Origin of the sequence: Enterococcus montenegrensis, assembly GCF_029983095.1 — a bacterium.
Taxonomy (GTDB): domain Bacteria; phylum Bacillota; class Bacilli; order Lactobacillales; family Enterococcaceae; genus Enterococcus_C; species Enterococcus_C montenegrensis.
The window spans coordinates 367232-392534 of the sequence record NZ_CP120467.1; the positions used below are offsets into that span (position 1 = coordinate 367232).

The 25303-nt window shown below is 38.1% G+C and carries 25 protein-coding genes; 20 read left to right on the forward strand and 5 right to left on the reverse strand.

Translation table 11 applies throughout. From position 1 onward, the window contains the following. Nucleotides 1-3: 3 nt before the first annotated feature. From P3T75_RS01760 to gshAB, 3 genes are all read left to right on the forward strand, one after another. Complete coding sequence (locus tag P3T75_RS01760; protein ID WP_282462054.1) at nucleotides 4-1029, forward strand: zinc-binding alcohol dehydrogenase family protein; 1026 nt, start codon at nucleotides 4-6, stop codon at nucleotides 1027-1029. 380 nt (nucleotides 1030-1409) lie between these two features. Beyond that, nucleotides 1410-1574 carry a hypothetical protein gene (locus tag P3T75_RS01765; protein WP_282462055.1) on the forward strand — a complete coding sequence of 55 codons (165 nt, stop codon included), beginning with the start codon at nucleotides 1410-1412 and terminating at the stop codon, nucleotides 1572-1574. A 173-nt stretch (nucleotides 1575-1747) separates the two neighbouring features. Beyond that, complete coding sequence (gene gshAB, locus P3T75_RS01770; protein WP_282462056.1) at nucleotides 1748-4009, forward strand: bifunctional glutamate--cysteine ligase GshA/glutathione synthetase GshB; 2262 nt, start codon at nucleotides 1748-1750, stop codon at nucleotides 4007-4009. A 59-nt stretch (nucleotides 4010-4068) separates the two neighbouring features. Here the strand turns inward: gshAB and P3T75_RS01775 are convergent, their stop codons facing one another. Continuing rightward, nucleotides 4069-4482 carry a hypothetical protein gene (locus P3T75_RS01775; protein ID WP_206903432.1) on the reverse strand — a complete coding sequence of 138 codons (414 nt, stop codon included), beginning with the start codon at nucleotides 4480-4482 and terminating at the stop codon, nucleotides 4069-4071. Between the two features lie 106 nt (nucleotides 4483-4588). After that, complete coding sequence (locus tag P3T75_RS01780) at nucleotides 4589-5038, reverse strand: YueI family protein (RefSeq protein WP_206903433.1); 450 nt, start codon at nucleotides 5036-5038, stop codon at nucleotides 4589-4591. Nucleotides 5039-5175: 137 nt separating this feature from the next. On the opposite strand from P3T75_RS01780, the gene P3T75_RS01785 reads away from it, so the two are divergent. The 5 genes from P3T75_RS01785 (at nucleotide 5176) to P3T75_RS01805 (ending at nucleotide 9111) form a co-directional block, all read left to right on the forward strand. Further along, the gene (locus P3T75_RS01785) at nucleotides 5176-5388 is read left to right on the forward strand and encodes a hypothetical protein (RefSeq protein WP_282462057.1); all 213 of its coding nucleotides are present in this window, start codon (nucleotides 5176-5178) and stop codon (nucleotides 5386-5388) included. A gap of 212 nt (nucleotides 5389-5600) precedes the next feature. Then, the gene (locus P3T75_RS01790; RefSeq protein WP_282462058.1) at nucleotides 5601-7181 is read left to right on the forward strand and encodes an amidohydrolase; all 1581 of its coding nucleotides are present in this window, start codon (nucleotides 5601-5603) and stop codon (nucleotides 7179-7181) included. A gap of 24 nt (nucleotides 7182-7205) precedes the next feature. Further along, nucleotides 7206-7775 (forward strand): GNAT family N-acetyltransferase, encoded by a 570-nt coding sequence (locus P3T75_RS01795; protein WP_282462059.1) that lies wholly within the window; start codon nucleotides 7206-7208, stop codon nucleotides 7773-7775. Between the two features lie 60 nt (nucleotides 7776-7835). After that, nucleotides 7836-8237, forward strand: coding sequence for an iron-sulfur cluster biosynthesis family protein (locus P3T75_RS01800; RefSeq protein ID WP_282462060.1), 402 nt, complete (start codon nucleotides 7836-7838; stop codon nucleotides 8235-8237). Beyond that, on the forward strand, nucleotides 8215-9111 hold the full coding sequence (locus tag P3T75_RS01805) for a metallophosphoesterase (protein ID WP_206903437.1): 897 nt from the start codon (nucleotides 8215-8217) through the stop codon (nucleotides 9109-9111). Before P3T75_RS01800 ends, P3T75_RS01805 begins: the two co-directional genes overlap by 23 nt. 74 nt (nucleotides 9112-9185) lie before the next feature. Here the strand turns inward: P3T75_RS01805 and P3T75_RS01810 are convergent, their stop codons facing one another. After that, a complete protein-coding gene (locus P3T75_RS01810) occupies nucleotides 9186-9917 on the reverse strand; it encodes an MIP/aquaporin family protein (protein ID WP_206903438.1) in 732 nt (243 codons plus the stop codon). Nucleotides 9918-10205: 288 nt separating this feature from the next. On the opposite strand from P3T75_RS01810, the gene P3T75_RS01815 reads away from it, so the two are divergent. Next, nucleotides 10206-10478: an HU family DNA-binding protein gene (locus P3T75_RS01815; protein WP_206903439.1), complete on the forward strand. Its 273-nt coding sequence runs from the start codon at nucleotides 10206-10208 to the stop codon at nucleotides 10476-10478. A 39-nt stretch (nucleotides 10479-10517) separates the two neighbouring features. Here P3T75_RS01815 and P3T75_RS01820 read toward each other — a convergent pair whose 3' ends face one another. Next, complete coding sequence (locus tag P3T75_RS01820) at nucleotides 10518-11063, reverse strand: biotin transporter BioY (protein ID WP_230711207.1); 546 nt, start codon at nucleotides 11061-11063, stop codon at nucleotides 10518-10520. 162 nt (nucleotides 11064-11225) lie between these two features. On the opposite strand from P3T75_RS01820, the gene P3T75_RS01825 reads away from it, so the two are divergent. Next, nucleotides 11226-11657: a hypothetical protein gene (locus tag P3T75_RS01825; protein WP_206903494.1), complete on the forward strand. Its 432-nt coding sequence runs from the start codon at nucleotides 11226-11228 to the stop codon at nucleotides 11655-11657. A 325-nt stretch (nucleotides 11658-11982) separates the two neighbouring features. Here the strand turns inward: P3T75_RS01825 and rpsD are convergent, their stop codons facing one another. After that, complete coding sequence (gene rpsD / locus P3T75_RS01830) at nucleotides 11983-12594, reverse strand: 30S ribosomal protein S4 (RefSeq protein WP_230711209.1); 612 nt, start codon at nucleotides 12592-12594, stop codon at nucleotides 11983-11985. A 549-nt stretch (nucleotides 12595-13143) separates the two neighbouring features. Here rpsD and P3T75_RS01835 point away from each other — a divergent pair. From P3T75_RS01835 to P3T75_RS01880, 10 genes are all read left to right on the forward strand, one after another. Continuing rightward, nucleotides 13144-13941: a formate/nitrite transporter family protein gene (locus P3T75_RS01835; RefSeq protein ID WP_206903499.1), complete on the forward strand. Its 798-nt coding sequence runs from the start codon at nucleotides 13144-13146 to the stop codon at nucleotides 13939-13941. Between the two features lie 246 nt (nucleotides 13942-14187). Continuing rightward, a complete protein-coding gene (locus P3T75_RS01840) occupies nucleotides 14188-14844 on the forward strand; it encodes a DNA alkylation repair protein (protein ID WP_206903500.1) in 657 nt (218 codons plus the stop codon). Then, nucleotides 14841-15617, forward strand: coding sequence for a Cof-type HAD-IIB family hydrolase (locus tag P3T75_RS01845; protein WP_282462061.1), 777 nt, complete (start codon nucleotides 14841-14843; stop codon nucleotides 15615-15617). The genes P3T75_RS01840 and P3T75_RS01845 overlap by 4 nt, the downstream gene beginning before the upstream one ends. 20 nt (nucleotides 15618-15637) lie before the next feature. Beyond that, a complete protein-coding gene (mgsA, locus tag P3T75_RS01850; protein WP_206903502.1) occupies nucleotides 15638-16060 on the forward strand; it encodes a methylglyoxal synthase in 423 nt (140 codons plus the stop codon). 269 nt (nucleotides 16061-16329) lie between these two features. After that, the gene (locus P3T75_RS01855; RefSeq protein ID WP_230711213.1) at nucleotides 16330-17127 is read left to right on the forward strand and encodes a TIGR00282 family metallophosphoesterase; all 798 of its coding nucleotides are present in this window, start codon (nucleotides 16330-16332) and stop codon (nucleotides 17125-17127) included. A gap of 9 nt (nucleotides 17128-17136) precedes the next feature. Next, entirely contained in the window at nucleotides 17137-17520 is a 384-nt protein-coding gene (locus P3T75_RS01860) for a YlbF family regulator (protein ID WP_282462062.1), read from the forward strand. A gap of 107 nt (nucleotides 17521-17627) precedes the next feature. Next, entirely contained in the window at nucleotides 17628-20186 is a 2559-nt protein-coding gene (gene mutS, locus P3T75_RS01865) for a DNA mismatch repair protein MutS (RefSeq protein WP_282462063.1), read from the forward strand. 15 nt (nucleotides 20187-20201) lie between these two features. Beyond that, nucleotides 20202-22361 carry a DNA mismatch repair endonuclease MutL gene (gene mutL / locus P3T75_RS01870; protein ID WP_282462064.1) on the forward strand — a complete coding sequence of 720 codons (2160 nt, stop codon included), beginning with the start codon at nucleotides 20202-20204 and terminating at the stop codon, nucleotides 22359-22361. A 173-nt stretch (nucleotides 22362-22534) separates the two neighbouring features. After that, nucleotides 22535-24334 (forward strand): DUF3488 domain-containing protein, encoded by a 1800-nt coding sequence (locus P3T75_RS01875; protein ID WP_282462065.1) that lies wholly within the window; start codon nucleotides 22535-22537, stop codon nucleotides 24332-24334. Nucleotides 24335-24704: 370 nt separating this feature from the next. Continuing rightward, nucleotides 24705-25259, forward strand: coding sequence for a Maf family protein (locus tag P3T75_RS01880; RefSeq protein WP_206903508.1), 555 nt, complete (start codon nucleotides 24705-24707; stop codon nucleotides 25257-25259). Nucleotides 25260-25303 lie beyond the last annotated feature (44 nt).

The window sequence follows — 25303 nt, forward strand, 5'->3', positions numbered from 1 at the left end:
AGTATGACGGGAAAAATTGCGGCAGTAGGATTTTATGAAGGATTACCACTAAGTGATCCCAATAGTTTTCAAGATATAATGGTGCCACGTCCCCAGCCGTTAGCCAATGATCTATTAGTTGCAGTTAGGGCGGTTTCTGTGAATCCAGTCGATACCAAATTGCGACAAAATGCTCAAAAGACGTTAACGCCACAAATTTTAGGCTTTGATGCAGTTGGAGAGGTAGTGGCGACAGGGGCAAATGTCCACGATCTTCAAGTGGGCGACAGAGTGTATTATGCAGGGACAAAAAAGCGTGCTGGTAGTAATCAAGCATTGCAATTGGTTGATCGCCGTATTTGTGCCTTAGCTCCTAAAACATTGACTGAAGCAAAGGCTGCCGCCATGCCGTTAACAACGTTGACTGCCTATGAACTATTATTTGAAAAATTTGGTTTAGTGGCAGAAAAAAATGCTAATGAGGGTAAGAAGATTTTAATTATTAATAGCGCAGGCGGGGTGGGTTCAATTATGAGTCAACTGGCGCACTGGGCCGGCTTAAGTGTTTATGGTACGAGCAGTCCGCATAATTTTGAATGGCTGCGCTATAATTACGTCGATTATCCGATTGATTATCACGGTGATCTGGAACAAAATTTACAAGCGACTGGCACAAATAAGTTTGATTATATCGCCGTACTCTACGCCATTACCCCTTATTTTGAAGCCGTTAGTAGCTTAATTGCGCCCTTAGGACATGTTGGCGCCATTGTAGAGGTGAAAGAGGCACTGCCATTAGTTGCATGGAAAAATTTATCGGTTAGTTTTGATTGGGAATACATGTTTACTAAAACGGATTTCAACCAAGAAATTGAAAGTCAAGGGAAAATTTTAGCTCACGTGGCGCAATTGATTGATGAAGGAGAGCTTCACACAACGTTAACCAAAACAATTTCTGGCGGAATTAATGCAAAAAATTTGAAAAAAGCGACTGCGTTAGTTGAAAAAGGACATATGATAGGTAAAGTCGTCGTAACGGGACCTTTTTAGAACGTTATTTTAAATTCTTTAAAATAGGAATTCGCATTTTTTAAAATTTGTCTTCTTGTTTTATAATATTAGTGTCTTAGTAATAAATGTAATGGGTTACATTTTTTAAGACAGTTTTTTTTAGTTTGCTTTTAGTAAATTTGAAAATATTCAGATATGAAACTGTTGTTATAATTTGAAGATGATATGGTGGATGCTATTAGAATTTTTTTTAGGTTGCGTGGGGTTAAAAACGGAGGATACATCATGGAACAAAGAAAAATAATTGGAAAGATTCTCCAAGTTGTGGTCGCGATTATTTTGGGCTTTGTTGCCTATTGGGTGTTAATAGTATTAACAGGAGGAACGACACTTTAAAAGCGTGAAGTGAGGGATTAAAAATGGGGAAAGTACAGCGGTATTTTGGATTAACGTTACTCGGTTTTTTACTCGTGTATTTTTTTGATTTTCATGATTGGCGTCTTTTTTTATTTTTGGGACTTCCGGCTACGTTGACGGGATATTATTTGGCGGCCTATCATCAGCGAGAATTTGCTAAGCAGTGAGAATAGATACGACAGCTTCGTTTTTTAACGCTAGCGTGGCTACGCAAAAATAAAAAATGGAATGGTGAAAAGTTAAGGTAAAATGGGATTTTCCTTAACTTTGAGCAATTCCATTTTTTTTATGCTGTCTTTCCCATATAATGAGCATGAAACTAACTAAAAGGAAGCTGCTTATGAAAACATTTAAAGAATTATTGCATCAAGAAGCGGTACAACCCTATCTTTGGCAAGCCCGCTATGGTGTCGAAAAAGAAAGTCAACGGATTACAGCAGAGGGCACCTTGGCCAAAACAGATCATCCCTCAGTCTTAGGTAATCGTGCGTATCACCCGTATATTCAAACTGATTTTTCCGAAACCCAATTGGAATTAGTCACACCTGTAGCTGAAACAGCAAGTGAATTGATGCGATGGTTAGCGGCTATTCACGACGTTACCTATCGTTCAATGTCGCAGGCAGAATTTATGTGGCCAATGAGCATGCCACCTCGTTTACCGGCAAAAGATGAAGACATCATTATTGCGAAATTAGACACTTTTGAAGATATTTTATACCGTCGTTATTTGGCTAAAGCTTATGGTAAAAGAAAACAAATGGTCTCAGGCATTCATTTCAACTTCGAATTTGGCGCAGATTTGTTACAAAATTTATTTGCAAGTCAAAGTGAATACCCAGATTTTACTGACTTTAAAACGGCAGTCTACTTGAAAGTTACGCGTAATTATTTGCGTTATCGCTGGTTTTTAACCTATTTATTTGGTGCTACACCAACGAGTAACGAAGGCTATTTTGTGGCAGAAGATGCACCAAATGAACCTGTGCGTAGTATCCGCAACAGTCGCTTTGGTTATACCAATCACAATGATGTGCATGTTTCTTATGAAAGTTTAGCAAAATATTTAGCCGATATTGCACAGATGGTGGAAAGCGGTAAACTTTCAGAAGAAAAAGAGTTTTATGCGCCAGTGCGCCTGCGGGGTGGGCAAAAAGTTTCAGACTTAGCGCAAACTGGTATTCGTTATATTGAACTACGCAATATTGACTTAAATCCCTTTACGCCCTTTGGCATTAGCCAAGAGCAAGTGGAATTTTTCCATGCCTTTATGTTGTATATGCTTTATTTACCCGAAGAGGCAGCCGCGGATGAATGGGTAGCAAAAGGAGATGAAATTAATAATTTTGTGGCCTTGGAGCGACCTGATCGCGTGACCGATTATGTCGAAGAAGGAATGGACTTGGTGGCCGGACTTAAGGCTATGGTGAAAAAATTGCAGCTACCATTACCAACGGACTTTTTTACTTTTGTTGAAAATGCTTTTGTAGATCCTAGCGAAACTTTTGCGGCACGTTTGTATGCAGCTACAAAAGAAAATCCTATAAACTGGGGACGCGAGATCGCCAAAGAAAACCAAGCAAAAGCGTGGGCGAAACCCTATCAATTGGCTGGTTTTGCTGATATGGAATTATCAACCCAAATCATGATGTTTGATGCAATTCAAAAAGGTGTCCAAGTTACTGTTTTGGACGAGCAGGATCAGTTTTTACAATTACGTTTTGCTGGGCGCACCGAATATGTCAAAAATGCGAATATGACCAGTAAAGATAGTTATGTTGTACCGTTAATGATGGCCAATAAGACGGTGACAAAAAAAGTTTTAGCTAAAGCGGGCTTTCGCGTACCGCAAGGAATGGAGTTTATGGATATCGATGCGGCACTGCTTGCTTATCCGAAATTTGCTAAAAGTGGCTTTGTGGTCAAACCGAAATCTACCAATTATGGTTTGGGAATATCCATTTTTAAAAACGGTGCCAGTCTAGAAGATTTCAAAGAAGCCTTAACAATTGCCTTTGCTGAGGACACAGCTGTTTTAGTAGAGGAATTTATGGCAGGAACTGAATATCGTTTCTTTGTTTTAGACGGTGAGGTTAAAGCCATCATGTTGCGAGTACCTGCAAATATTGTCGGTGATGGAAAGCATACCATTGCCCAATTAGTGGCTGCAAAAAATCAAGATCCGCTGAGAGGAACACAGCATCGTTCGCCGCTAGAATTAATCCAGTTAGGCGAGCTTGAAAAATTAATGCTAAAAGAACAAGGCTACACAACCAACAGCGTTCCAGGAGTTGGTGTAACGGTTTATTTGCGGGAAAATTCTAACGTTAGCACAGGTGGGGATTCTATCGATGTGACCGATGACTTTGCAGCAGATTATAAAAAAGTTGCAGCAGATGCGGTAACAGCCTTGGGTGCTAAAATTTCCGGGATTGATTTAATTATTCCGGACAAAGAAAAACCCGCCAATAAAGAAAAAGCCTATGGCATTATAGAAGCCAATTTTAATCCCGCCATGCACATGCATGTCTATCCCTTTGGCGGAAAAAGCCGGCGTTTGACCATGGACGTGTTGCGATTTTTATATCCTGAGATCAATTAAATTAAAAAAGTCAGATACGCTGCGTAATTTTAGCGACAGCGTATCTGACTTTTTATTTTTTAATATTCAAAACTTTTAATTTCAATGGTTTGCTTGGTTTCTTCCACTTTTAAGCCAGTCGTAGCTTCCCACCAGTTTTTCATTTCTTTCTCGTAAGTTGTAGGAAAAGCATCGACAATTTCTAGTAAGCTTTTATTATTGATTTTGGCATAAGGAAAATTCAAGGTTAAATTGTACTTCAGCTCCGTTAACAAACTGTAATATTGGAACATTAGGTAATTCATTTCATCTGGATCATCACAAGATAAAACTTTTGGTGCACGGTCCAGCATAAAGCCGAAACTGCGCATCATAAACATAATTCCATCCAAATGATCAGGTTGAATATAAGAAGCATCCTTCAAAATATCAATATGCGTATCAAGGGCTTCTAGTAATTCCGTTTTTAAAGCAGTGTACTCTGGTTGTGTCATAGCAATCCCTCCTAATTAAGCTGTTTTAAATGATTGAGTTATCAAATCATTTAAAACTCATTTTTGTCAGCAGATCATCAGCTGTCTCATCGCTTTAATTTTGATTTTAATGAAATAAGCGCTCAAAAAAGCCGGTTTTTTTCTCCGGTTTTTGTTCTGTTTTTTCTTCATTTTCTTCAGGATATTTTTTTTCCACATCAATTACCGGCTCGTTGACGGCTTCTTTAGCAACTAATAGCAAACCAAAGCTGTCGGGATTAGCATCTACAAAATCATTCACGACTGTAAATTTTGCATTGTTTTTAGTGGCCAGTTGAATATATTCGCCTTGTAGACTTTCTGGCATTTGGCCATTTAAAAGAATCGTGGCATCTTCATGTTTTTTTAATTCAGTTAAAAAACTGTCTTTATCAGTGGGATTTTTCATTTGCGCAATGGTCATGCTTAAGTAGCAGCGTTCACGAAATGTTCCCATATATTTATGTTGTTCATCAGGATTAACTAACGGCGTACCATAGCGCCCCTTATCCAAGTGCTGTTGTAATTCGTCTGTCATCTCGTCTCCCCCAATAATTCTGATAAGCTAATTATAGCATGTTTGAAAGAAAAGGTAAGAAAATGCTTGCATTCTGATTATTTGCAGGATTTCATTGGAAATCGCCTTTTTTTCTGAAAATGAAAGGGGTATACTAATTGTTAGTAGATGAACAACAAAGAAGAAAGAAGGCGACTGTTTTGGAAAACTTAGGGGAAAAAATGCTGTTACCGTTGATTATTTTATTTTTATTGGTTAGTACATATATCGACAGCCTTTCTCTTTTTCAAATCATTGGGGGAATTTTGCTGGTGATTTTAATACCAGCTGGCTTGAAATTTTTAAAAGTGCGCCAGATGGAGCGTTCATAATTACAAAAAAGCACGTCACCAATCTGAAGCTTGGGGGTTGTTTACACCAGTTCTCCTAAGCCTATTTAGATTTGTGACGTGTTTTTTATTTGCTTGTAGTTTATGGTCTATGCTTATTTCAGTTGTCGATTTGGAGGTAGCGTTGGTATTTTTACTATTTTAAAGCTTTTTTTGTACTATAATAAAAAGAAAAGGACGAAGAAGGGATTTTTGTGAAACGAATTTTAATAAATGGTAAAATTTTTACCGGTGAAAAATTTGTCTCTGCCATGGAGATAACAGATGAGACAATTAGTTGGCTTGGGGATAGTCAAACCGCACGCAAACGTGCTGCTGATGAAGTAGTGGATTTAAAAGGGCGGTTGACCTTACCGAGTTTTTGGGATGTCCATACTCATCCGTTGTGGATTTCAGAAACATTAGGTAGTGTTGCTTGTACGCCACCAAATGTTTTCAGTATTGAAGAGATGATTGCAGCTTTAAGAAATTCCCCTCAAGTAGGCAAAAAAGATGCGTGGATTGAAGGTTGGGGGTATGATGAATCAAAACTTGCAGAATCCCGCACGCCAACACGTCACGATTTAGACAAGGTATCCACTACCCAACCCGTTTATGTCTTGCGTTCAGATTGTCATTCTTGTGCAGTTAACTCTGTGGCGCTAAAATTAGCCGGCATTACAAAAGAGACTCCCGATCCTTTTGGGGGCATGATTGGACATTTTGAAAATGGTGAACCCAATGGCGTAATGTTGGAAAATGGCGCCAGTAAATTAATTAAAGCAGTCAAAGAAAAGGACACCTTTGAAAATGTCGTCAAACGCACCTTGAAATTGGCCGCACATTATCGTAGTCGTGGTATCGGTGTGATTAGTGACATGATTAGTTTGGTTGCGCCATTTGATTATGCTGAAATTTATTCAGAAGCAGCTCGTCGCACCTTGGAACAAGAAGTCTATTTGTATTACTCCATTGATGAAATTAAACGCTTCAATTTGACTAAATTACCGCAACCTACCCATCCCCACGTGCATGTTGCAGGAATTAAATTGTTTATGGATGGGACGATTTCCAATCGAACTGCCAGAGTTAAAAAACCTTATAAAAATGCGACTACCACCGGATTTTCCATTAATACTGCTAAAGACTTACAACTGGCATATAAATTTGCAAAAGAAAATAACTGTCAAATTGCGATCCATGCGATGGGGGATGCCGCAATTCAGCTGATTTTGGATACTTATGGTGATTTACAACCGTGGTTATCTGATCGTCCTTCGGTCAGAATTGAACACGCAACATTACTAGATGATAAAATATTAAAACAATTTCGGGATGCAAAAATGAATTTTGCCTTTGTTACACAAATTATTTTCTTGTACGCTGAATATGCTGCTTATTTTCAAAATTTAGATGAAAAACGTTTGAAGGAATGTTATCCCCTAGCTTCCATGTTACAAAGTGGGGTGCCGACAGCATTATCTTCTGATGCTCCTGCGACCGCTTGGATTAAACCAGATGATGTTTTTGCCAGTCTTGCTTGTGCGGTTACACGTCTTGGCGCAAATGGGGAGGATTTAAATCATAAAGAGGCAATCGATCTGGTTACTGCCTTAAGCATGTATACAAAAGCTGCAGCAGGTATGGTAGAAACAGCGCAAACAGCGATGCTTACAGTTGGTCAAAGTGCTGACATCATTGTTCTTTCCCAAGACTTATTTAACGTCGATCCGCAGCAGTGGCAAAAGACAACAATTGAAAAAATGTATCTCCGGGGAAAAGAACTAAACGCATAAAAACAAATGAAATAGAGGTGTAAAATGGAAGAATTCGTTAATATTCCTTTGATATTCGCTGAAAATACCGTATTGGAGACCAATCGTTTACGATTACGACCGCTTAAAATAACGGATGCAAAAGATATGTATGAATACGCAAGTGACGAAGAAACAACCCGCTATGTTTTTCAAACCCATCGCAGTTTAGAAGATAGTAAATTTGCTATTGCCAACTATTTTATGGCAGATCCCCTAGGCAAGTATGCCATTGAGGAAAAAAAGAGCGGTAAAATGATTGGCACAATCGATCTACGGGTGGAAGCTAATTATGGTCGAGGCGAGCTAGGGTATACGTTAAATAAAGCTTATTGGGGGCAAGGTTTAATGCCAGAAGCGGCTTTTGCTTTACTCGTTTTAGGTTTTGATAAAATGAAGTTAGTCGCAATTAGTGCCTATCATAATTTGGAAAATGCTAAATCTGGGCGTGTGATGGAAAAGATAGGGATGAAAAAAGTTACCGAAATCAAAAGTAGTCGCCTATGGAAAGGCGAGCTAATTGATGAGGCTTTGTATCTGATTACTGCTGCCGATTGGCAAAAACGCGTCATGTAAGCTGGGCTAGTAAAATATACAATAGTTAAAAAAACAGATACTTTGAAAGGAAATGATAATATGAAACTTTCAATTGATACTGAAGTTGTGAAATTAATCCGTGATAAAATGCAGCCAGGTGATTTAGTTTACCTCGATTTTGAAGATGGAGATGGCCCTTTTGCTAACACCGCTCTTAGCTGTCGCTTGGATTTAAGTTTTCGGATCATTATCACGCCAGCTGATTATCCTGCGGTGGGACTAAATGTCTACAACGAGACCTTAATAACAGATATTGGACCGCTAAAAATTAAAAAAAGCTCCGAACGGTATTTGGAAGAAAATACGCGTCTAGTGGTAAATCAAACACTCCAGACATTGCAATTAAAAGGAGATAGTGGAATTTTAGCGAATAATATTCCTATCTTACGAATTGATAAAGTGATTGCAGGTGGTAATGATGGGAAAATTAGCGGTTGTTAGTGATCTTCATGCAGATATCAATCGTTTTACAACGGAAGATTTAGCACAGTTATTGTCCGTTTTAAAAGAAAAAAAAGCAGATCGGCTCCATTTTGCCGGTGATTTGGCCAACAAAGTGGAAAAAGCACAAGCAATTGTCGCCTATTTTGAGCAATACTTACCGACTACTTTTAATTGGGGCAATCATGAAATGGCAGATTTAACTGCTGCGGAAATTGAAGATTACCCCAATCCAGCTTTTTTAAATCAGAAAGCTTTAGCTTTAAATCAAAAAACAGTTTTAGTGGGCTATAATGGGTGGTATGACTATCGTTTTTCAACGCTAAAAGATAAAGAAAAAATCGAAGCGATCAAGCGTCTTTATTGGTATGACCGCGTGATTAAACGAGAAGAAAGTGATCAAAAAGTAGATGCGCAATTGCAAAAACGTTTAAAAAAATTATTGGATGCTTTAAAAAAAGCCGATAAAAAAGTCATTTTAGCAACGCATTTTGTTCCTAAAAAGGAATTTATTGTCTATCAAACAGATCCCAAATTAAAACGTTGGAACGAGCTAAACGCTTTTTTGGGTTCAGAAAAATTAGGGGAGCTTTTAGATCACTATGATAATCTTGAACAAGTGGTTTTTGGCCATACCCATCGTCGCTTTGATGATAAAAAAATAAATGGGACACGCTATAGCTGCCGTCCTTTTGGCTACTTTTTTGAATGGCAGCTGACACGAGAGTTTGTTTTAGAAAATCAATTAGTGGAAGAATACAACCCGATGAAATTGCGAGGCGTATTAAAAGCTCATGAAGCCCAGTTTAAAGAATATCAAAAGCAACATTTAAAAAGCGAATTTGAACAAGCCGTCACCATGATTGACTATTAAAAAAGTAGTACCAAAACACCTGATAAAGGGCCTTTTGGTACTACTTTTTATTTGTTGCAATGATTCAAGTAAGATTATAAAAATAAACCTTTGTATAATAAAATTGCGACGATACTTGCTAAAATTGGTGCTAAAACGGGTACCCAGGCATAGTCCCACTGGGAAGAACCTTTATATTTTAAAGGTAAAATACTGTGAAGAATTCGAGGCCCTAAATCACGAGCAGGGTTTAAACCAGGCCCGGTTGGTCCGCCTAATGACGCAACCAAGGTCCAAACTAGAAAACCTAAAGCAAAATGAGCAGTTCCTAAATTATTTTGGAAAAATGGTGCTTTGGTAATTCCGATCGCTCCAAAGAATAAAATAAATGAACCAAAAAACTCATTTACAAAACCGTTTAATTTTGAACCAACACTGTTAATCGTTGAAAATGTTCCCAAAACATGATTGGTATCTTCTGTTTGATCGTAGTATGGTTTATAACACGCTACGACGATTAATTGTCCCACAATGGCACCAAGCATTTGCGCTACGATATATGGCAAAACTTCGCTCCAAGGGAACATGCCGGCAACAGCTAAACCAATTGAAAAAGCTGGGTTGATATGGTTACCGCTGATAGAGCCAAACATCATGGCAGGGATCATAACCCCACACCCATAACCAACAGCAATTAACATCCAGTCACTGCCGTACCCTTTTGTTCCTTTCAAGTCGACGTTTGCAACAGCGCCGTTACCTAGCATAATTAAAAAAGCTGTACCGACAAATTCGGCTGCTAGGCGTGTCATTAGTGAATAATCCAAATAAAAAACCTCCTCAAATTTTTGTTTGCGTTTAAAATAAGTGCAAAAAAGTAAGCTAAAAAACTCAAACATTACTATAAAAACAGATTTTATTTAAAAAGACAAATGATAACACTTCTGATAATTTCTGAAAAAATGCTGTTACATTATTATTAAGATTATTACAATTATTTTAATAGTAATCATAGAAAGTGTTTTCTATTGCGTCATATCAAGGGTTTTGCTAGAATAAAAGACAAGGATTGAATAACATCCTAATTATTTTATTCCGAGTAGGAGGAATTATTAATGAACAAAGCAGATTTAATTTCAGCTGTTGCTGAAAAATCAGGGGTTACAAAAAAAGACGCGACTGCTGTCTTGGCTGCCATCATCGATACTGTTGAAACAACATTGAAGTCAGAAGAAAGCGTACAAATTATGGGCTTTGGTACTTTTGAAACACGTAAACGTGCTGCACGTAAAGGTCGCAACCCACAAACTGGTGAAGAAATTGAAATTCCAGCATCTGTTACACCAGCTTTTAAACCAGGCAAACAATTAAAAGACGCTGTAAAATAAAAAAATGCCGTGATGAAAATCACGGCATTTTTTTTGCTATTATTTGCTAGAAGCAAAATAACGTTGAGGCAAGCGACGCAAAATGAAGATACCCAAAACACCACAAGCAACAGCCTTGATGATTCCTGGTAAGATAAAGGGAATAAAGCCAGTTTTAAGCGCGGCTAAAAATTCCATACCGGTGCCAAATTTCAACCAAGCAGTACCAAAAAAAAGTGTCACCATGGCACCGACGATATTTGCAATAACTGCCCAAAAATAATTTTTTTGCGTGGCTTCTAAAATAGAGCCGGTTACTAAGCCGTTGAAGATAAAACCGATCAAAAAACCACCCGTTGGTCCGAAAAGTACACCAAATCCAGCGCTACCGCCAGCAAAAACGGGTACACCGATTAGACCTAAGATAAGGTAGATGGTAATCGCCCAAGTTCCGGTTTTCGTTCCTAAAATGGTGACGGTTAAGCCAATGATGAAGGTTTGTAAAGTCAAGGGGATTAAACCCAAAGGTATTGTTACTTGGGATAAAATAGAAATGATCCCTGCAAAAATTGCTGCTAATAATTGTTCCCGTAAAGAAATACGCATTTTTTTCACTCACTTTCGTTAACTCCATTTACAAATGGTTAACAAGATTATATTTCTTGGTTAACGAAAAGTAAAGTGTTTTTTGAAATAGTTAACCAAAAAAATTTAAAATATTGTATGATAGTAAAGAATTCGCTTAAAAAAAGAATTAGAGGAGAAATTATGAAGCAGTTGAAAAAGCAGATGCTGGTAGTTTTTGGTATTGTAGCGCTAGCACTACTCTTATTATCCTTTTATAAACCAGCGGGGAAAGCAGAAAGTGTTAAAGAAGATTTTGCCAGTTCAAAACATTATTCAGAAAAGGAAATTCAGGCGGCTGCAGAAGTTGTAAAAGGTGGCTTTTCTGAAGTCTTTAAAAATTGCCGCTTAGATACATTATCGTATCAAGAAAAATTACAAAAATATGCCCGTCTAAAAAGTGAAAAAGAAGTTGCCCCAAAAACAGAATATTTATTGTTGACCAGTACCCTTTACGTGGGTCCAGCTGGGTATGAAAATTTACGTCCCAATACTTTTTACCGCGATTGGTGTTGGTATTTAAAGCGAATTGATAAAGGTGAGTGGCAATTGTATTACTTTGGAAATCTGGAATAAATTTCGCTTTAAAATAGAAGTGTGATTCATTAGAAATGTGCAGTCGTCTTTTGACGACTGTTTTTTTTATTTAATCCGATACTACAAAAAGTTGTTTTATGAAACTATGAATACGATAGGCATGCAAGCATTAATCTAACTCTAGATACGTACACACACATTAGCGATGAAGCGGATCGGTTAGCTGTAGAAAATCTCATGGATTATGTTGATAATAAGTAAATTCTAAAAAAATCTAAGGTGAAATCGAAGGTAGAATATTTTTTTGACAAATAAAAAACGCAAATCCTTGAAGATAAAGGATTTGCGTACAATGTAATCGTGATTACATTAATTGGTTGTAGAATTCAACGACGAATGATTCGTCAACATCAGGTGTCATTTCTTCACGTTCTGGTAAACGAGTTAATGAACCTTCTAATTTTTCATCATCAAAGCTAACGAAAGCAGGACGTCCGATAGTTGCTTCTAAAGCAGCGCGAACAGCTACGTTGTTTTGAGATTTTTCGCGAACACCGATCACTTGACCAACTTCAACGTGGTATGAAGGGATGTCAACGCGTTTGCCGTCAACCGTGATATGACCATGGTTAACTAATTGACGAGCTTGACGACGAGTAGTAGCCAAACCTAGGCGGTAAACGACGTTATCCAAACGTTGTTCTAACAAGATCATGAAGTTAACACCAAGTTTACCTTCTTTGATTCTGCCAGCTTTAACGAATAAGTTACGGAATTGACGTTCGTTCATGCCGTACATGTGGCGTAATTTTTGTTTTTCAGTTAATTGCAAGCCGTATTCAGATTTTTTGCCGCGGCTGTTAGGGCCGTGTTGACCTGGTGGGAAAGGACGACGAGCTAATTCTTTACCAGTGCCAGATAATGAGATACCTAAACGACGTGATAATTTCCATGATGGTCCAGTATAACGTGACATTTAAAAATTCCTCCAATAAAATAAAATTGTTTTTTGGAGTAAAATAATCCGATGAAAAATTCATATTCGTGCAGTTCATCCTTCAATCTTCACCTTTGCAGCCGCGGTTACACAATTGAACTGGCATGCCAGCGATGGACTGGTGACGAGCTATTATTCTTCTGCTGCATTATTTTACACAAAACTTAGTATACGATAATTTTCTAGCTATAGTCAAGAAAAATTGTTCTACTAGGCTGCTTTTACAAAATGATAGGATATGGGAATAAAAAACGTTGTTTATTTATCCGCATTTTTAGTATAAATAGATTATTTTAGTGAAATAGGATCAAGATGACTTAGACAACGGTCATTTTACATTGGCAAAAAGAGTTATTTTTCTCTTTGAAAACTAACGATATTTGAAAAAAAGATTAAAGATAATCATCGTCTTGTAATTTTGTTACGTACTTTTTCAGAAATTTCCCGAAAGAACTTTACAAAACCGAATTGCCTCTATAAAATAAGTGGGTATTTATAATTATTCACTTAAAGTAGAGGAGAAAAGAGATGAATCCTGTATCACCGTTATTTTCAAAAATTGACACATCGATTGAAAAGAAAGTTGATTTAATCCAAGGAAGTTACTTTCGTTATGCGGTCCGTGCAATTTTAGCTTGTTTATTTTTAGGTTTGGGAACGGCTGTGGCATTTGCAATCGCAATGAAAGGCGAGCATATCGTGCCAGGTTTGGGCAAAATGTTGTATGCCTTCATGTTCAGTTGGTCACTTGTAATGATTTTGTATTTGAATGCCGAACTGGGAACTTCAAATATGTTATACATGACTGTTGGTGTTTATCGTAAACGTTTGAATTTTGGGTTAGCTGCGAAAATTTTATTTTCTTGTATTTTGTTTAACTTGATTGGCGGTTTGGTAGTGGGCTTTTTAATTGCTCAAACAGGGCCATTTCAAGGTTTAGAACCAGATAATTTCTTCTTTACTTCTATTACAGGTAAATTGGAAAAATCAACGATGCAAATTTTGATTGAAGCGATGTTTGCTAATATCGTGGTGAATACAGCGGTTTTAATTAGTATGCGTATGAAAGATGATGCTGGTAAAGTAGCGGCAATTATCTTTATCATTTTTATCTTTGCTTTTTTAGGCTATGAACACGTTATCGCAAACTTCCCAGCTTTTTCATTAGCTTATTTTGCTTCTGGTGGAGCAATTGAAGGTATGACAGCAGGTACTGTTTTTCATAATCTTATTTTTGCTTTAATCGGGAATTATATTGGTGGAGGCTTGGTGATGGGCTTAGGCTTTGCTTGGTTAAACAATTCGAAATCCATTTATGTTGACTAATTTTTAACAGTTGTAACAAAACTTTTGATTGGCAAATCTTTGCAAAGAAGATTTGCGTGAGATAAGTTTTGTTACAGCTTTTTTTTGTGACAAACTTTAAGTAGTAATAGTCTTTTGAGGTGTAATTTAGTTTGTCTTTTGTTATGTAATCTGATTTTGAAAAATGAAACCTTGCTTGTTTTTCTAATAACTTTTACAATTGACGTTGATAAGAAAGAAAACGCTGCAAATTCATAAGGAGATTTTATGTCACGATTAACTTTTGTTCCTAATCCAAGTCAAGCTATTCCCATGGCTAAATATATGAAAAATAAATTTCCTTTTTTGGGTATTCCAAAACCACTACGCGCTAAGGCGCAAAAAGAACTTTTAAAGGCAAGTCGCCAATGGTCTACAGCCACATTGCAAGAAGAAATTTTTTATTATTATCAGCAAGACGCACGAGAATACCAGTATTTAGCGATTGATTTGTTTAATAAAAATGTTTTGCGGCTTGAATTGTCTGAGTTAAGAGCTTATTTGCCACTAGTGGCGCAAAAAGAGTGGTGGGACAGCATTGATGCGTGGCGTAAAGGGTTTAATGATTACATTAAGGCCTATCCTAAAAGCTTAGCAGAAGTGTTCAGCTGGTTTTATCAGGCAGAAGATTTTTGGTTGCGCAGGATGAGTATTAATCTGCAATTGCAAAGTAAAACTGCGACAGATTTGGTTTTACTAGAAAAAGCGATCTTGTGGGATCTGAGTACGCCAGAATTTTTCATTCAAAAAGCTATTGGTTGGTCATTGCGGGAATATAGCAAAACAGATCCAGTTTATGTAACACAATTTATTGCCCAGAATAATTTAAGTCCGCTTGCTGCAAGAGAAGGCAGCAAGCAGCTAAAGAAAGCGAGTAAAAAATGAAGCGAAAATTAATTGCCTTTGATATTGATGGAACATTGTTGAACAGTCAAAAAGAAGCCTTACCCAATACAATAAAAGCCTTGGAAAAATTGCGCAATAATGGCCATTTGGTCATGGTTGCTACCGGTCGTAGTCGTTTTTTGGCCCAACCGGTCTTGAAAAAATTGGCTTTTCATAACTATGTGGTTTGCAATGGTTCAGCCGCTTTTTTAGACCACAAACAGGTTTATAAGCATTTATTGGATGAAGCGCAACTAACAGCGCTAATTTCTGAACTGGATGAATTAAGAGTCGATACCGCTTTTATTGGGATGGATGCAATGGGTCGCCATAGTGATTTTAATGTTTCCGTCATGGACGAAGCGATGCGCTCTTTTGGCTCTCATGTGCCAGAATTTGATCCTGATTTTAAAAACCAACAAGAAGTGTATCAAGCGTTAGCTTTTTACGACGCTAATTATGAAGGCCGTTTTGATGAAAAATATCCGGCGTTGCGTTTTGTTCGTTGGCATGAAAAATGTGTGGATATAATTCCAGAAAATGGTTCAAAAGCTGCCACAATCCTCCATTTGGGAAGAACTCTCGGCATAAAACAAGAAGATATTATTACGTTTGGCGATGGCCAAAATGATAAAGAAATGTTGGCTGCAGCTGGAATCGGTGTGGCGATGGGAAATGCTGAAGATGATGTGAAAGATGTTGCATCTATTGTAACTGCTTCAAATGATGAAGACGGGATTTTTAAAGCCTTACAAGAATTAGCTTTAATTTAAATAATTTGGAGGTGGAAAAGATGAAAATCGCACTAATTGCACACGATCGCAAAAAAGATTTGATGGTACAAATGACAACGGCTTACCGAGATATTTTAGCGCAACATGAACTGTTTGCGACTGGAACTACAGGTCAGAAAATTGCAGAAGCAACGGGCCTTTCAGTCCATCGCTACAAGTCGGGTCCTTTAGGTGGCGACCAACAAATCGGCGCAATGCTTGCGGCTGATGACTTAGACATGGTGATCTTTTTGCGCGATCCACTTGCCGCGCAACCCCATGAACCAGACGTAACAGCTTTGATTCGGTTGTGTGATGTGTACGAGATTCCCCTCGCCACCAACATTGGTACCGCTGAAATATTAATTCGTGGCTTAGCACTAGGACTAGCTGATTTTCGTGAAATCATCCACGAAAACGATCAACGGCCACTTTCATTTTAATGATGTATTAAATGTGCTTTGTCGATCGACAAGGCACTTTTTTTTACTATCAGAAATTAACAGGAATAAACGAATTTTATCGGCAACAAACAACGATATTTTTTTAATTTTGGCATCCGGTTTAAAATATTTTGTTCTTATGGTGCAAAAGCTAAAGGAGTGCGCGCGCTCTTTTTTATTACCGTTAGTTAACGCTAGTGATGGACACTTTTTTTTCCTTGGAAAAACCACTATAATGGAACAAGACATTTAAGAGAAGAGGAAAATTTGTGCGGGTATTATTTATTGGAGATGTTGTTGGAACACTAGGTAGAGAAACGATTACGGCGTATTTGCCCAAGTTAAAGAAAAAGTATCGTCCGCAAGTAACGATCGCAAACGGGGAGAATGCCGCCGGGGGTCGGGGGATTACAGGCAAAATTTATAAAAAATTTTTGCAAGATGGTGTGGATGTCGTAACACTAGGAAATCACACCTGGGATAATCGCGAAATATTTGAATTTATCGGGGATGCTAAAAAAATGATTCGCCCAGCTAACTTTCCTGCTAAAGCACCCGGTGTGGGGATGGTTTTTGTTAAAGTAAATGAAATTGAGCTAGCAGTAATCAATTTGCAAGCCCGGGCATTTATGACAGCGATTGATGATCCTTTTACGAAAGCAGATGAATTAGTAGCAGCAGCCCGAAAGCGGACACCGTATATTTTTGTCGATTTTCATGGGGAAACGACTAGCGAAAAACAGGCTATGGGCTGGTATTTAGATGGTAAGGTTTCGGCTGTCGTCGGAACCCATACCCACGTGCAAACAAATGATGGGCGTATTTTACCAAAAGGAACAGCATTTTTAAGTGATGTCGGCATGACAGGACCTTATGACGGAATTTTAGGCATGAAAAAAGAAGGGGTCATTGAACGCTTTATCACAGCTTTGCCACAACGCTTTGAAGTGGTAGAAGAAGGAAGAAGTATCCTATCTGCCTGTGTGATTGACATTGATGAAAAAAATGGTCATGCCAAAAAAATAGAGACGATTCAAATTTCAGCAGATCGTCCATTTTATGAATAGGAAGAAAAAATGGAAAACTTTGAACCAGAAGTAACGGCCGCATTAAATGAATTAGTTCAGGCACTAGCAGAAAATGAAGTTGTCAAAGACTATCGCCAAATTGCAGCAAAAGTGGCAAATAATCCCCGCTTAAAAGAACTGGAAGAAAAAATTAAAGCAGCGCAAAAAGAGGCGGTACAATACGATCATTATGACAAGCCAGAAGCACAAAAAGCCGCAATTTCAGCAGCGGATGAATATACTAAAGAATATGAAAATCATCCGTTGGTCATTTCTTATCGCGAAAAACTGGCACTAGCTAATGATTTACTGCATTTTATTACGGAAAATATCTCCCAAGATGTGAATCAAACCTTAGAGAGTCACAACGAACAGGAAAAAACAGAAAATTAGTCTAGAAAATTTTTAAGCTAAAGCTAATAAGTGAAGTAAAAAAATAAATTTTACCCTGGTACAAAACAGTTAGTGTGAGCTACTGAATAACTAAAGGAGGAGCTTTCATGCCTCAAAAGACTAAAAATACACCCATGATGGAACAATATTTAAGTATTAAGGCAAACTATCAAGATGCTTTCTTATTTTACCGTTTAGGAGACTTTTATGAAATGTTTTACGAGGATGCGATTAAAGCTGCTCAAATTTTAGAGCTGACTTTAACCAGCCGTAATCGTAATGCAGATGATCCAATTCCCATGTGTGGCGTCCCGTATCATGCGGCTCAAGGCTATATTGATACGTTAATTGAACAAGGATACAAAGTTGCTATTTGTGAACAAGTAGAAGATCCCAAAACTGCTAAGGGTATGGTAAAAAGAGAAGTTGTCCAATTGGTCACGCCGGGGACAGTCATGGATGCAAAAGGATTGGCAGCAAAAGACAATAATTTTTTGACCGCTTTGAATTTTGACGGTGATACGTATGGATTTGCATACGTGGATTTAAGTACAGGTGAGTTGAAGGCCGCAATACTGCCAGATGAAGAAGCTGTTTTAAACGAAGCCAGTGCTTTGCAAACAAAAGAAATTGTGTTTACCAGTGAAATTACAGAAGAGTTAAAAAAGACGTTGCAAGAACGGTTAAATCTCGTCTTTTCTAGTCAAATGGAAATGACGGATAATGCTGAATTTCAATTTTTAACCAGTGAATTAAAAGAAGCAACTGAAAAAGAAGTTACGGGTAAGTTATTATGCTACTTGGCAGAGACCCAAAAGCGTAGCTTAGCCCATATTCAAAAAGCAGAAAGCTATCAACCAGATCACTACTTAAAGATGGATTACTATTCGAAGTTTAACTTGGAGTTGGCACAATCGATTCGGACGGGTAAAAAACAAGGTACGCTATTGTGGCTTTTAGATGAAACCAAGACAGCCATGGGGGGCCGCTTGTTAAAACAGTGGTTAGATCGTCCCTTAATTCAAAACAAACAAATCACGCTGCGTCAAGAGATGGTGCAGTCTTTATTAGACAGCTATTTTGAGCGGGCTGATTTACAAGCAGCCTTAACCAAAGTGTATGACTTAGAACGCCTAGCCGGTCGGGTAGCTTTTGGCAATGTGAATGGGCGTGATTTACTACAACTAAAAACATCGCTCATGCAAGTTCCGCAAATTCGTAATCTTTTAAGCGGGATTAATAATGGTGCGTGGAATGATCTGCTACTTGATTTAGAACCGATGGATGATTTAGTTGCTTTAATTGAACAAGCTATTAATGAAGAGGCCCCTTTAGCCATTACAGAAGGCAATGTCATTAAAGACGGTTTTAACGCGCAACTGGACCAATATCGCTTGGCCATGCGTAACGGCAAACAATGGTTAGCTGAGTTAGAGGCAAGTGAGCGAGAAGCTACTGGAATTAAAAATTTGAAAGTCGGCTTTAACCGCGTCTTTGGCTATTATATTGAAATTACCAAAGCTAACTTAGCTAATTTAGCAGAAGGCCGTTATGAACGAAAGCAAACCTTAGCCAATGCGGAACGTTTTATTACCCCAGAATTAAAAAAATTGGAAACGCAAATTTTAGAAGCTGAAGAAAAATCAGTGGATTTAGAATACCAGCTCTTTTTAGCCGTACGAGAAGAAATCAAAAAGGCAATCAGCCGCTTGCAAAAATTAGCCAAAGCAATTAGTGCCACCGATGTGTTGCAAAGTTTTGCCACAATTGCGGAGCGCTATCAATATGTGCGGCCAGCTATGAATAATAGACAAGAATTAGCGATTAAAGAAGGACGACATCCCGTTGTGGAAAAAGTTTTGGGGCATCAAGAATATATCCCAAATTCCATTATAATGGATCGTGAAACGTTAATTCTTTTAATCACCGGACCGAATATGTCAGGTAAGAGTACCTACATGCGGCAGTTAGCATTGACTGTCATTATGGCTCAGATGGGAAGTTTTGTACCAGCCCAAAGTGCCAATCTGCCAATTTTTGATCGTATTTTTACCCGCATTGGTGCAAGTGACGATTTAATTGCTGGTCAAAGTACCTTCATGGTGGAAATGATGGAAGCCAATCAAGCGTTACGGCATGCCACACCGAATAGTTTAATTTTATTTGATGAATTGGGGCGCGGCACAGCAACCTATGACGGGATGGCACTGGCGCAAGCTATTATTGAATATATTCACAAAGTAGTAAAAGCCAAGACCCTTTTTTCAACCCACTACCACGAATTAACTGTTTTAGATGAAGCATTGCCCCAGTTGCGTAATGTTCACGTAGGCGCGGTGGAAAAAGATGGTGAAGTTGTTTTCTTGCATAAAATGATGGAAGGGGCTGCTGATAAGAGTTACGGTATTCATGTGGCCAAAATTGCGGGCTTGCCAACGGATTTACTGGAACGGGCCGCAACGATTTTACAGCATTTGGAAACACAAGAGACCACCGTTACCACACCTGTGCCAAAAGTGTCAGAAGAAGTCGAGCAAATTTCATTATTCCAAGAAGTTTCCACAGAAGAATTAGGTGTCATTGATACGTTGAAAAAATTAGATTTATTGGATACAACGCCACGAGAAGCGTTAAATATTTTATACGAGTTGCAAAAACGAATTTAGAAAAGGAGGCAGACGATGGGTAAAATTCAAGAGTTATCTGAACGTCTTGCCAATCAAATTGCTGCTGGTGAAGTGGTGGAACGCCCTGCATCAGTGGTGAAAGAATTAGTTGAAAATGCGATTGATGCAGGATCTAGTCAAATTGATATTTTAGTCGAGGAAGCTGGGCTAAAAAAAATTCAAGTAACAGATAATGGTGAAGGTATTGCCGAAGATGATGTGGAAAATGCTTTTAAACGCCACGCAACAAGTAAAATTCACAGTCGGGATGATTTATTTCGGATTAGAACATTGGGATTTCGTGGTGAAGCACTGCCAAGTATCGCCTCTGTATCTTATGTAACAGTAGAAACAGCGATTCAAGATACTACGCAAGGTTCTTTGTTGCAACTAGAAGGTGGCAAAGTAATCCAACACACAGCGGCGCCATTACGACAAGGAACTAAAATTACAGTTGAAAATTTATTCTTTAATACGCCAGCCCGTTTAAAATATGTCAAAACATTGCAAACGGAATTATCTAATATTGGGGATATCGTCAACCGCTTGGCATTGAGCCATCCAAATATTGCATTTCGTCTTGTTCACGATGGCAATAAAATGCTCACCACTGCGGGTAATGGTGATTTGAAGCAAACGATCGCCGGTATTTTTGGTGTTCAAACTGCGAAAAAGATGTTGGCTATTGATACAAAAGATTTAGATTTTACGGTCACAGGCTTTATTTCTTTACCTGAAGTAACACGGGCTAGCCGTAATTATATTTCAACCATCATTAATGGACGCTATATTAAAAACTTTGCGTTAAATAAAGCCATTATTACCGGTTATGGTTCGAAATTAATGGTTGGACGTTTTCCCATTGCGGTTTTAGAAATTACCATGGACCCGCTATTAGTGGACGTGAATGTCCATCCAACCAAACAAGAAGTTCGTCTATCCAAAGAGCCAGAGTTAACAAAGTTAATTAGTAAAGCAATCAATGAACGGCTGCGGGCAGAAAATCTTATTCCCGATGCGGGAGAAAACTTGGGCTTTAAGAAAAAAATTTCCCGTGATGAACAAGAAAAAACAGAACAATTACAAATGACATTGCCGGCTGCTGAAAAGAAAAACAACGGTTTAACGTTTGATCCTAGTAGCGGCAAATTTGTTTATCGTAATTCACAGTCTGTGGATAAAGCTGTGGATGATTGTGGACAAGTTGAGGAAAGTAGCGCTGAAAATCCCGTGCCAACAGCTGATGAGAAGACAAATGAATTTTATAATAGTTCACAAGTAGCAGAAATTCCAACAGAATTTCCCGTTGCGCCAAGTTATCCCCAACAAGATGAAGATGAACCGGTTTTTATTTCTCCTGTGGATAATAAAATTGAAGATAATCCAACTTTCTCAGCAGAAATTACACCAGAGCGTGAAGTAGAACTATCACCAGCAGAACTTGCCGAAGAATTGCAAAGTGAGTTAGATCACCCAGAATTTAATCTGCAGGATAAAAATGGCAGCCAAGCTTTAAACAAAGCAATCGCAGCTTTAGAAGCTGAAAAACCAGTAGAACGTTTTCCACAATTGGAATACTTTGGACAAATGCACGGCACGTATCTTTTTGCCCAAAGTAGTGATGGCCTGTATATTATTGATCAGCACGCAGCCCAAGAGCGGATTAAATACGAGTATTTCCGTGAAAAAATTGGCGATGTAGGCAACAGCTTGCAAGAATTACTCGTTCCGATTGTGTTGGATTATCCCAATAGTGACGCTATAAAATTGCGGGAGAAAAAAGAAATGCTGCTGGAGGTTGGGATTCAACTAGAAGACTTTGGTGCCAATAGTTTCATTATTCGCGCGCATCCAACGTGGTATCCTGCTGGACAAGAAGAAAGTATCACCCGTGAAATGATTGATATGTTGCTAACGACAGGAAATGTCAGTGTCAAAAAGTTTCGGGAAGCAACAGCGATCATGATGAGCTGTAAGCGATCCATTAAAGCCAACCATCACTTAAATGAATTGCAGGCGCGTGTGTTGCTGCAAGATTTGACGCTATGTGAAAATCCATTTAATTGTCCCCATGGTCGCCCAGTATTGATTCATTTTAGTAATGGTGATATGGAGAAGTTATTCAAGCGCATTCAAGATCCTCACCGTTCACCTATGAGTGGTCTGGAAGATTAAATTTTAAGCTAGCAGGAAGATTGCTTCGGCAGTTTTCCCGCTAGCTTTTTTTAGCCAGATGAAAAAGCGAATGAGAGGGGGATATCTTTTGAAAATACCTCTAAAGTATGAAGTATTTTCTGTTTTTTTCTGGCATAATAAATAAAAGTCTTATTAAGGAAAGAGTGTTGTGAATGATTGTTGATTTTGTTGTTTTAACCGGGTTGTTTGGTATTGGTATTATTGTTGTCAATTTATTAATTGCCCTGATGGAAAAAAACAGTTCTAAAAAAGGATTAGTTGGGTTAACCGTTTTTGAACTGCTTTTCATGGGTATTTTTTTGTATCTTGCACTTCCAAGTAAAAACTTGAGTTCACTTTTATGGTACAACTTGTGGGGCGCATTTGCCGCAATCTTGTTAGCTGGAGGTTTGCTAACCCTTGTAAAAGCGGGGCGTAAAATTCGTCAGAAAACATTAAATGTAACCGGAAAACGGGTGGATGTTTCTTTTGATAAAAAAACTTCTCCTGTGCAGTTGGGAAAATTGTTTGGTAGTGTGGTGGCCCTGATGGTAATTTTATTTGCTGTTTCTAAAATTAGTGCAATTACTTCTATTGACGAAGTTTATTCTTCCATCCATGCTAAAACAGAGGAAAAAGCAGAGGTATTAACTTCTACCAAAGAGATCCCAATTGCAATTGCACCAGATATGGCCAAGCGGAAAATGCTACAAAAATTCTCAGTGATTCCAAACTCCAATATGTTCACCTTAGATGGCATTACTGCCCAGACGATTAATGGGGAATACGTTTATGTGGCAACAGTGGAATACAATGGGTTTTTCAAGTGGCTTAAACTTGGAGAAGTTCCAGGTTATTTCAAAATTAGTGCTACGGATATTAATGCACAGCCAGAATTTGTCAAAGAGCCATTGAAGTACACCCCCTCAGCTTTCTTTAATCAAGATGCCGGACGAAAAATTTATGCTGCGTTTCCCGGATATGCTTCTTATGGCAAAATCAATTTAGAAATTGATGATAAAGGAATTCCTTACTACATTCAAACACTGTATAAAGAATATGGCGTAACCGGACTAATGCATTATGACAATTTCAAAACGGCAGTCTTAAACGCCCAAACAGGAGCAGTTAAGCTTTATGACAGTAAAAAGGCACCAGCTTTTGTGGATGCACCCATTACTTCAGCCGCGGCGAATAGTATGAATGAATTCTTCGGGCGTTATGGGCAAGGCTGGTGGAACCAATTTATTTTTGGGGCCAAAAAAGATGTGAAGGTTCCTACAGATAATGGTATTTATGCCGCTGGTCAAATTACGCCAATGCTTAGTAAAGAAGGGCAATTAAATTATTTCACCGACTTTACCAGTGGCGATGATGATCAAGATTCTGCGTTGGGGTATTCATTAATTAATGCCCGCAGTGGTCAATTGACTTATTACCGTGATTTGGAAGTTGGGATTATGGATAGTGACGGTGCGATTTCCATTGCTGCTAAAATCTATCCAGAAAAGAAATGGGATGCTGAAATGCCTGTTCTTTACAACATTGATGGCGTTCCAACGTGGATTGTTTCGTTGATGGATACCAAAGGAATCTTCAAAAAATATGTCTATATCAATGCGGTGGATAACGATATTGTTGTCGATGCCGAAAATGCGCAAAGCGCACTAGATGCTTATCGGATTGAGCTTGCAACTAAAGGCAGCAATAATAGCAGCACCGATGCGGATTCCTTAGCTGAAAAAAGCGGTATCGTCCAACGTGTGGTTGTGCTAGCAAATGGTAGTAATACTGTTGTATCCTTTATGCTAAAAGACGATAAAACTGTCTATAGCGTCAATTCAAACAACAGTCCCTACGCTATTTTTATTAAAGAAGGCGACAAAGTTACCTTTAAAGCTAACGTGACAGCAGATCAAACTGCGGCCAGCATTCAAGATTTAACAGTAGCGGGAATTGGTGAAATAAAATAAAAAAGAAAAAATCGGGAAATCACTTTTTCCCGATTTTTTCTGGTGGAAATTTTTAAATTTGAAAAACAATTTCTAAAAATCTTGGTCTCATTTTTTTAGGTCTACTCAGTTTCCTCCGCTTTTTTTATCTAGCTCTGGAAACTAGCCCTTCAAGAAATAAGGCAAAATTTTCAAAAATTTGAAAAACAATTTCTAAAAATTCTGTCCTTATTTTTTTAGGTCTATTCAGTTTCCTCCGCTTTTTTTCTTCATGCTTATCAGTTGAAAGTATGAAGGAGTAGTTTTACACTTGGCAGTGGCGTTAGAAGTAAAGATTTATCATTTAGCTATAAAGGTTATTGTAAAGGGCAATTTAAAGGAGGAATTTTTCTTGGCAATTATTTTAGCATCACAATCCCCAAGACGAAAAGAATTGTTAGCGCGTTTGGTAGCGGATTTTAAAGTTGAACCGGCAGATATTGACGAAACGGTAAAAAAAACAGATTTACCCGAAGAATACGTGATTCATATGGCAAAAGAAAAAGCAAAGGTTATTGCAGCTAAACATCCCAATGATTTGGTGATTGCAAGTGATACGATTGTAGTAAATCATGGCAAAATTTTGGGTAAACCTGAATCAAGAGCAGAAGCCTTTACCATGTTAAAGGATATGAGTGGTGGCATGCACCATGTTTATACGGCGGTTGTGATGCGTAAGGGGCATCAAGTTTTGCAAGAATTGGTTCCTGCCAAAGTTTTATTCTTTGAATTAAGTGATGAAGAAATTAATCGGTATCTGGATACAGGAGAGTATGCAGATAAGGCTGGTGCTTACGGTATTCAAGGTCAAGCAAGCCTATTTGTTAAAAAAGTTGATGGTGATTATTATAGTATTGTCGGCTTTCCGGTAGGCGTTGTGAATCAAATGTTGAAAAAAATAAATTAAAAAATGCGCAGCAAGTAGCGGGATAAAAAGTCAGATAAGCCACT

Coding starts and splice junctions, on each gene's coding strand:
- P3T75_RS01760 (WP_282462054.1), top strand. CDS start 4: ATGACGGGAAAAATTGCGGCAGTAGGATTTTATGAAGGATTACCACTA.
- P3T75_RS01765 (WP_282462055.1), top strand. CDS start 1,410: ATGGGGAAAGTACAGCGGTATTTTGGATTAACGTTACTCGGTTTTTTA.
- gshAB (WP_282462056.1), top strand. CDS start 1,748: ATGAAAACATTTAAAGAATTATTGCATCAAGAAGCGGTACAACCCTAT.
- P3T75_RS01775 (WP_206903432.1), bottom strand. CDS start 4,482: ATGACACAACCAGAGTACACTGCTTTAAAAACGGAATTACTAGAAGCC.
- P3T75_RS01780 (WP_206903433.1), bottom strand. CDS start 5,038: ATGACAGACGAATTACAACAGCACTTGGATAAGGGGCGCTATGGTACG.
- P3T75_RS01795 (WP_282462059.1), top strand. CDS start 7,206: ATGGAAGAATTCGTTAATATTCCTTTGATATTCGCTGAAAATACCGTA.
- P3T75_RS01800 (WP_282462060.1), top strand. CDS start 7,836: ATGAAACTTTCAATTGATACTGAAGTTGTGAAATTAATCCGTGATAAA.
- P3T75_RS01805 (WP_206903437.1), top strand. CDS start 8,215: ATGGGAAAATTAGCGGTTGTTAGTGATCTTCATGCAGATATCAATCGT.
- P3T75_RS01815 (WP_206903439.1), top strand. CDS start 10,206: ATGAACAAAGCAGATTTAATTTCAGCTGTTGCTGAAAAATCAGGGGTT.
- P3T75_RS01820 (WP_230711207.1), bottom strand. CDS start 11,063: ATGCGTATTTCTTTACGGGAACAATTATTAGCAGCAATTTTTGCAGGG.
- P3T75_RS01825 (WP_206903494.1), top strand. CDS start 11,226: ATGAAGCAGTTGAAAAAGCAGATGCTGGTAGTTTTTGGTATTGTAGCG.
- rpsD (WP_230711209.1), bottom strand. CDS start 12,594: ATGTCACGTTATACTGGACCATCATGGAAATTATCACGTCGTTTAGGT.
- P3T75_RS01835 (WP_206903499.1), top strand. CDS start 13,144: ATGAATCCTGTATCACCGTTATTTTCAAAAATTGACACATCGATTGAA.
- P3T75_RS01840 (WP_206903500.1), top strand. CDS start 14,188: ATGTCACGATTAACTTTTGTTCCTAATCCAAGTCAAGCTATTCCCATG.
- P3T75_RS01845 (WP_282462061.1), top strand. CDS start 14,841: ATGAAGCGAAAATTAATTGCCTTTGATATTGATGGAACATTGTTGAAC.
- mgsA (WP_206903502.1), top strand. CDS start 15,638: ATGAAAATCGCACTAATTGCACACGATCGCAAAAAAGATTTGATGGTA.
- P3T75_RS01860 (WP_282462062.1), top strand. CDS start 17,137: ATGGAAAACTTTGAACCAGAAGTAACGGCCGCATTAAATGAATTAGTT.
- mutS (WP_282462063.1), top strand. CDS start 17,628: ATGCCTCAAAAGACTAAAAATACACCCATGATGGAACAATATTTAAGT.
- mutL (WP_282462064.1), top strand. CDS start 20,202: ATGGGTAAAATTCAAGAGTTATCTGAACGTCTTGCCAATCAAATTGCT.
- P3T75_RS01875 (WP_282462065.1), top strand. CDS start 22,535: ATGATTGTTGATTTTGTTGTTTTAACCGGGTTGTTTGGTATTGGTATT.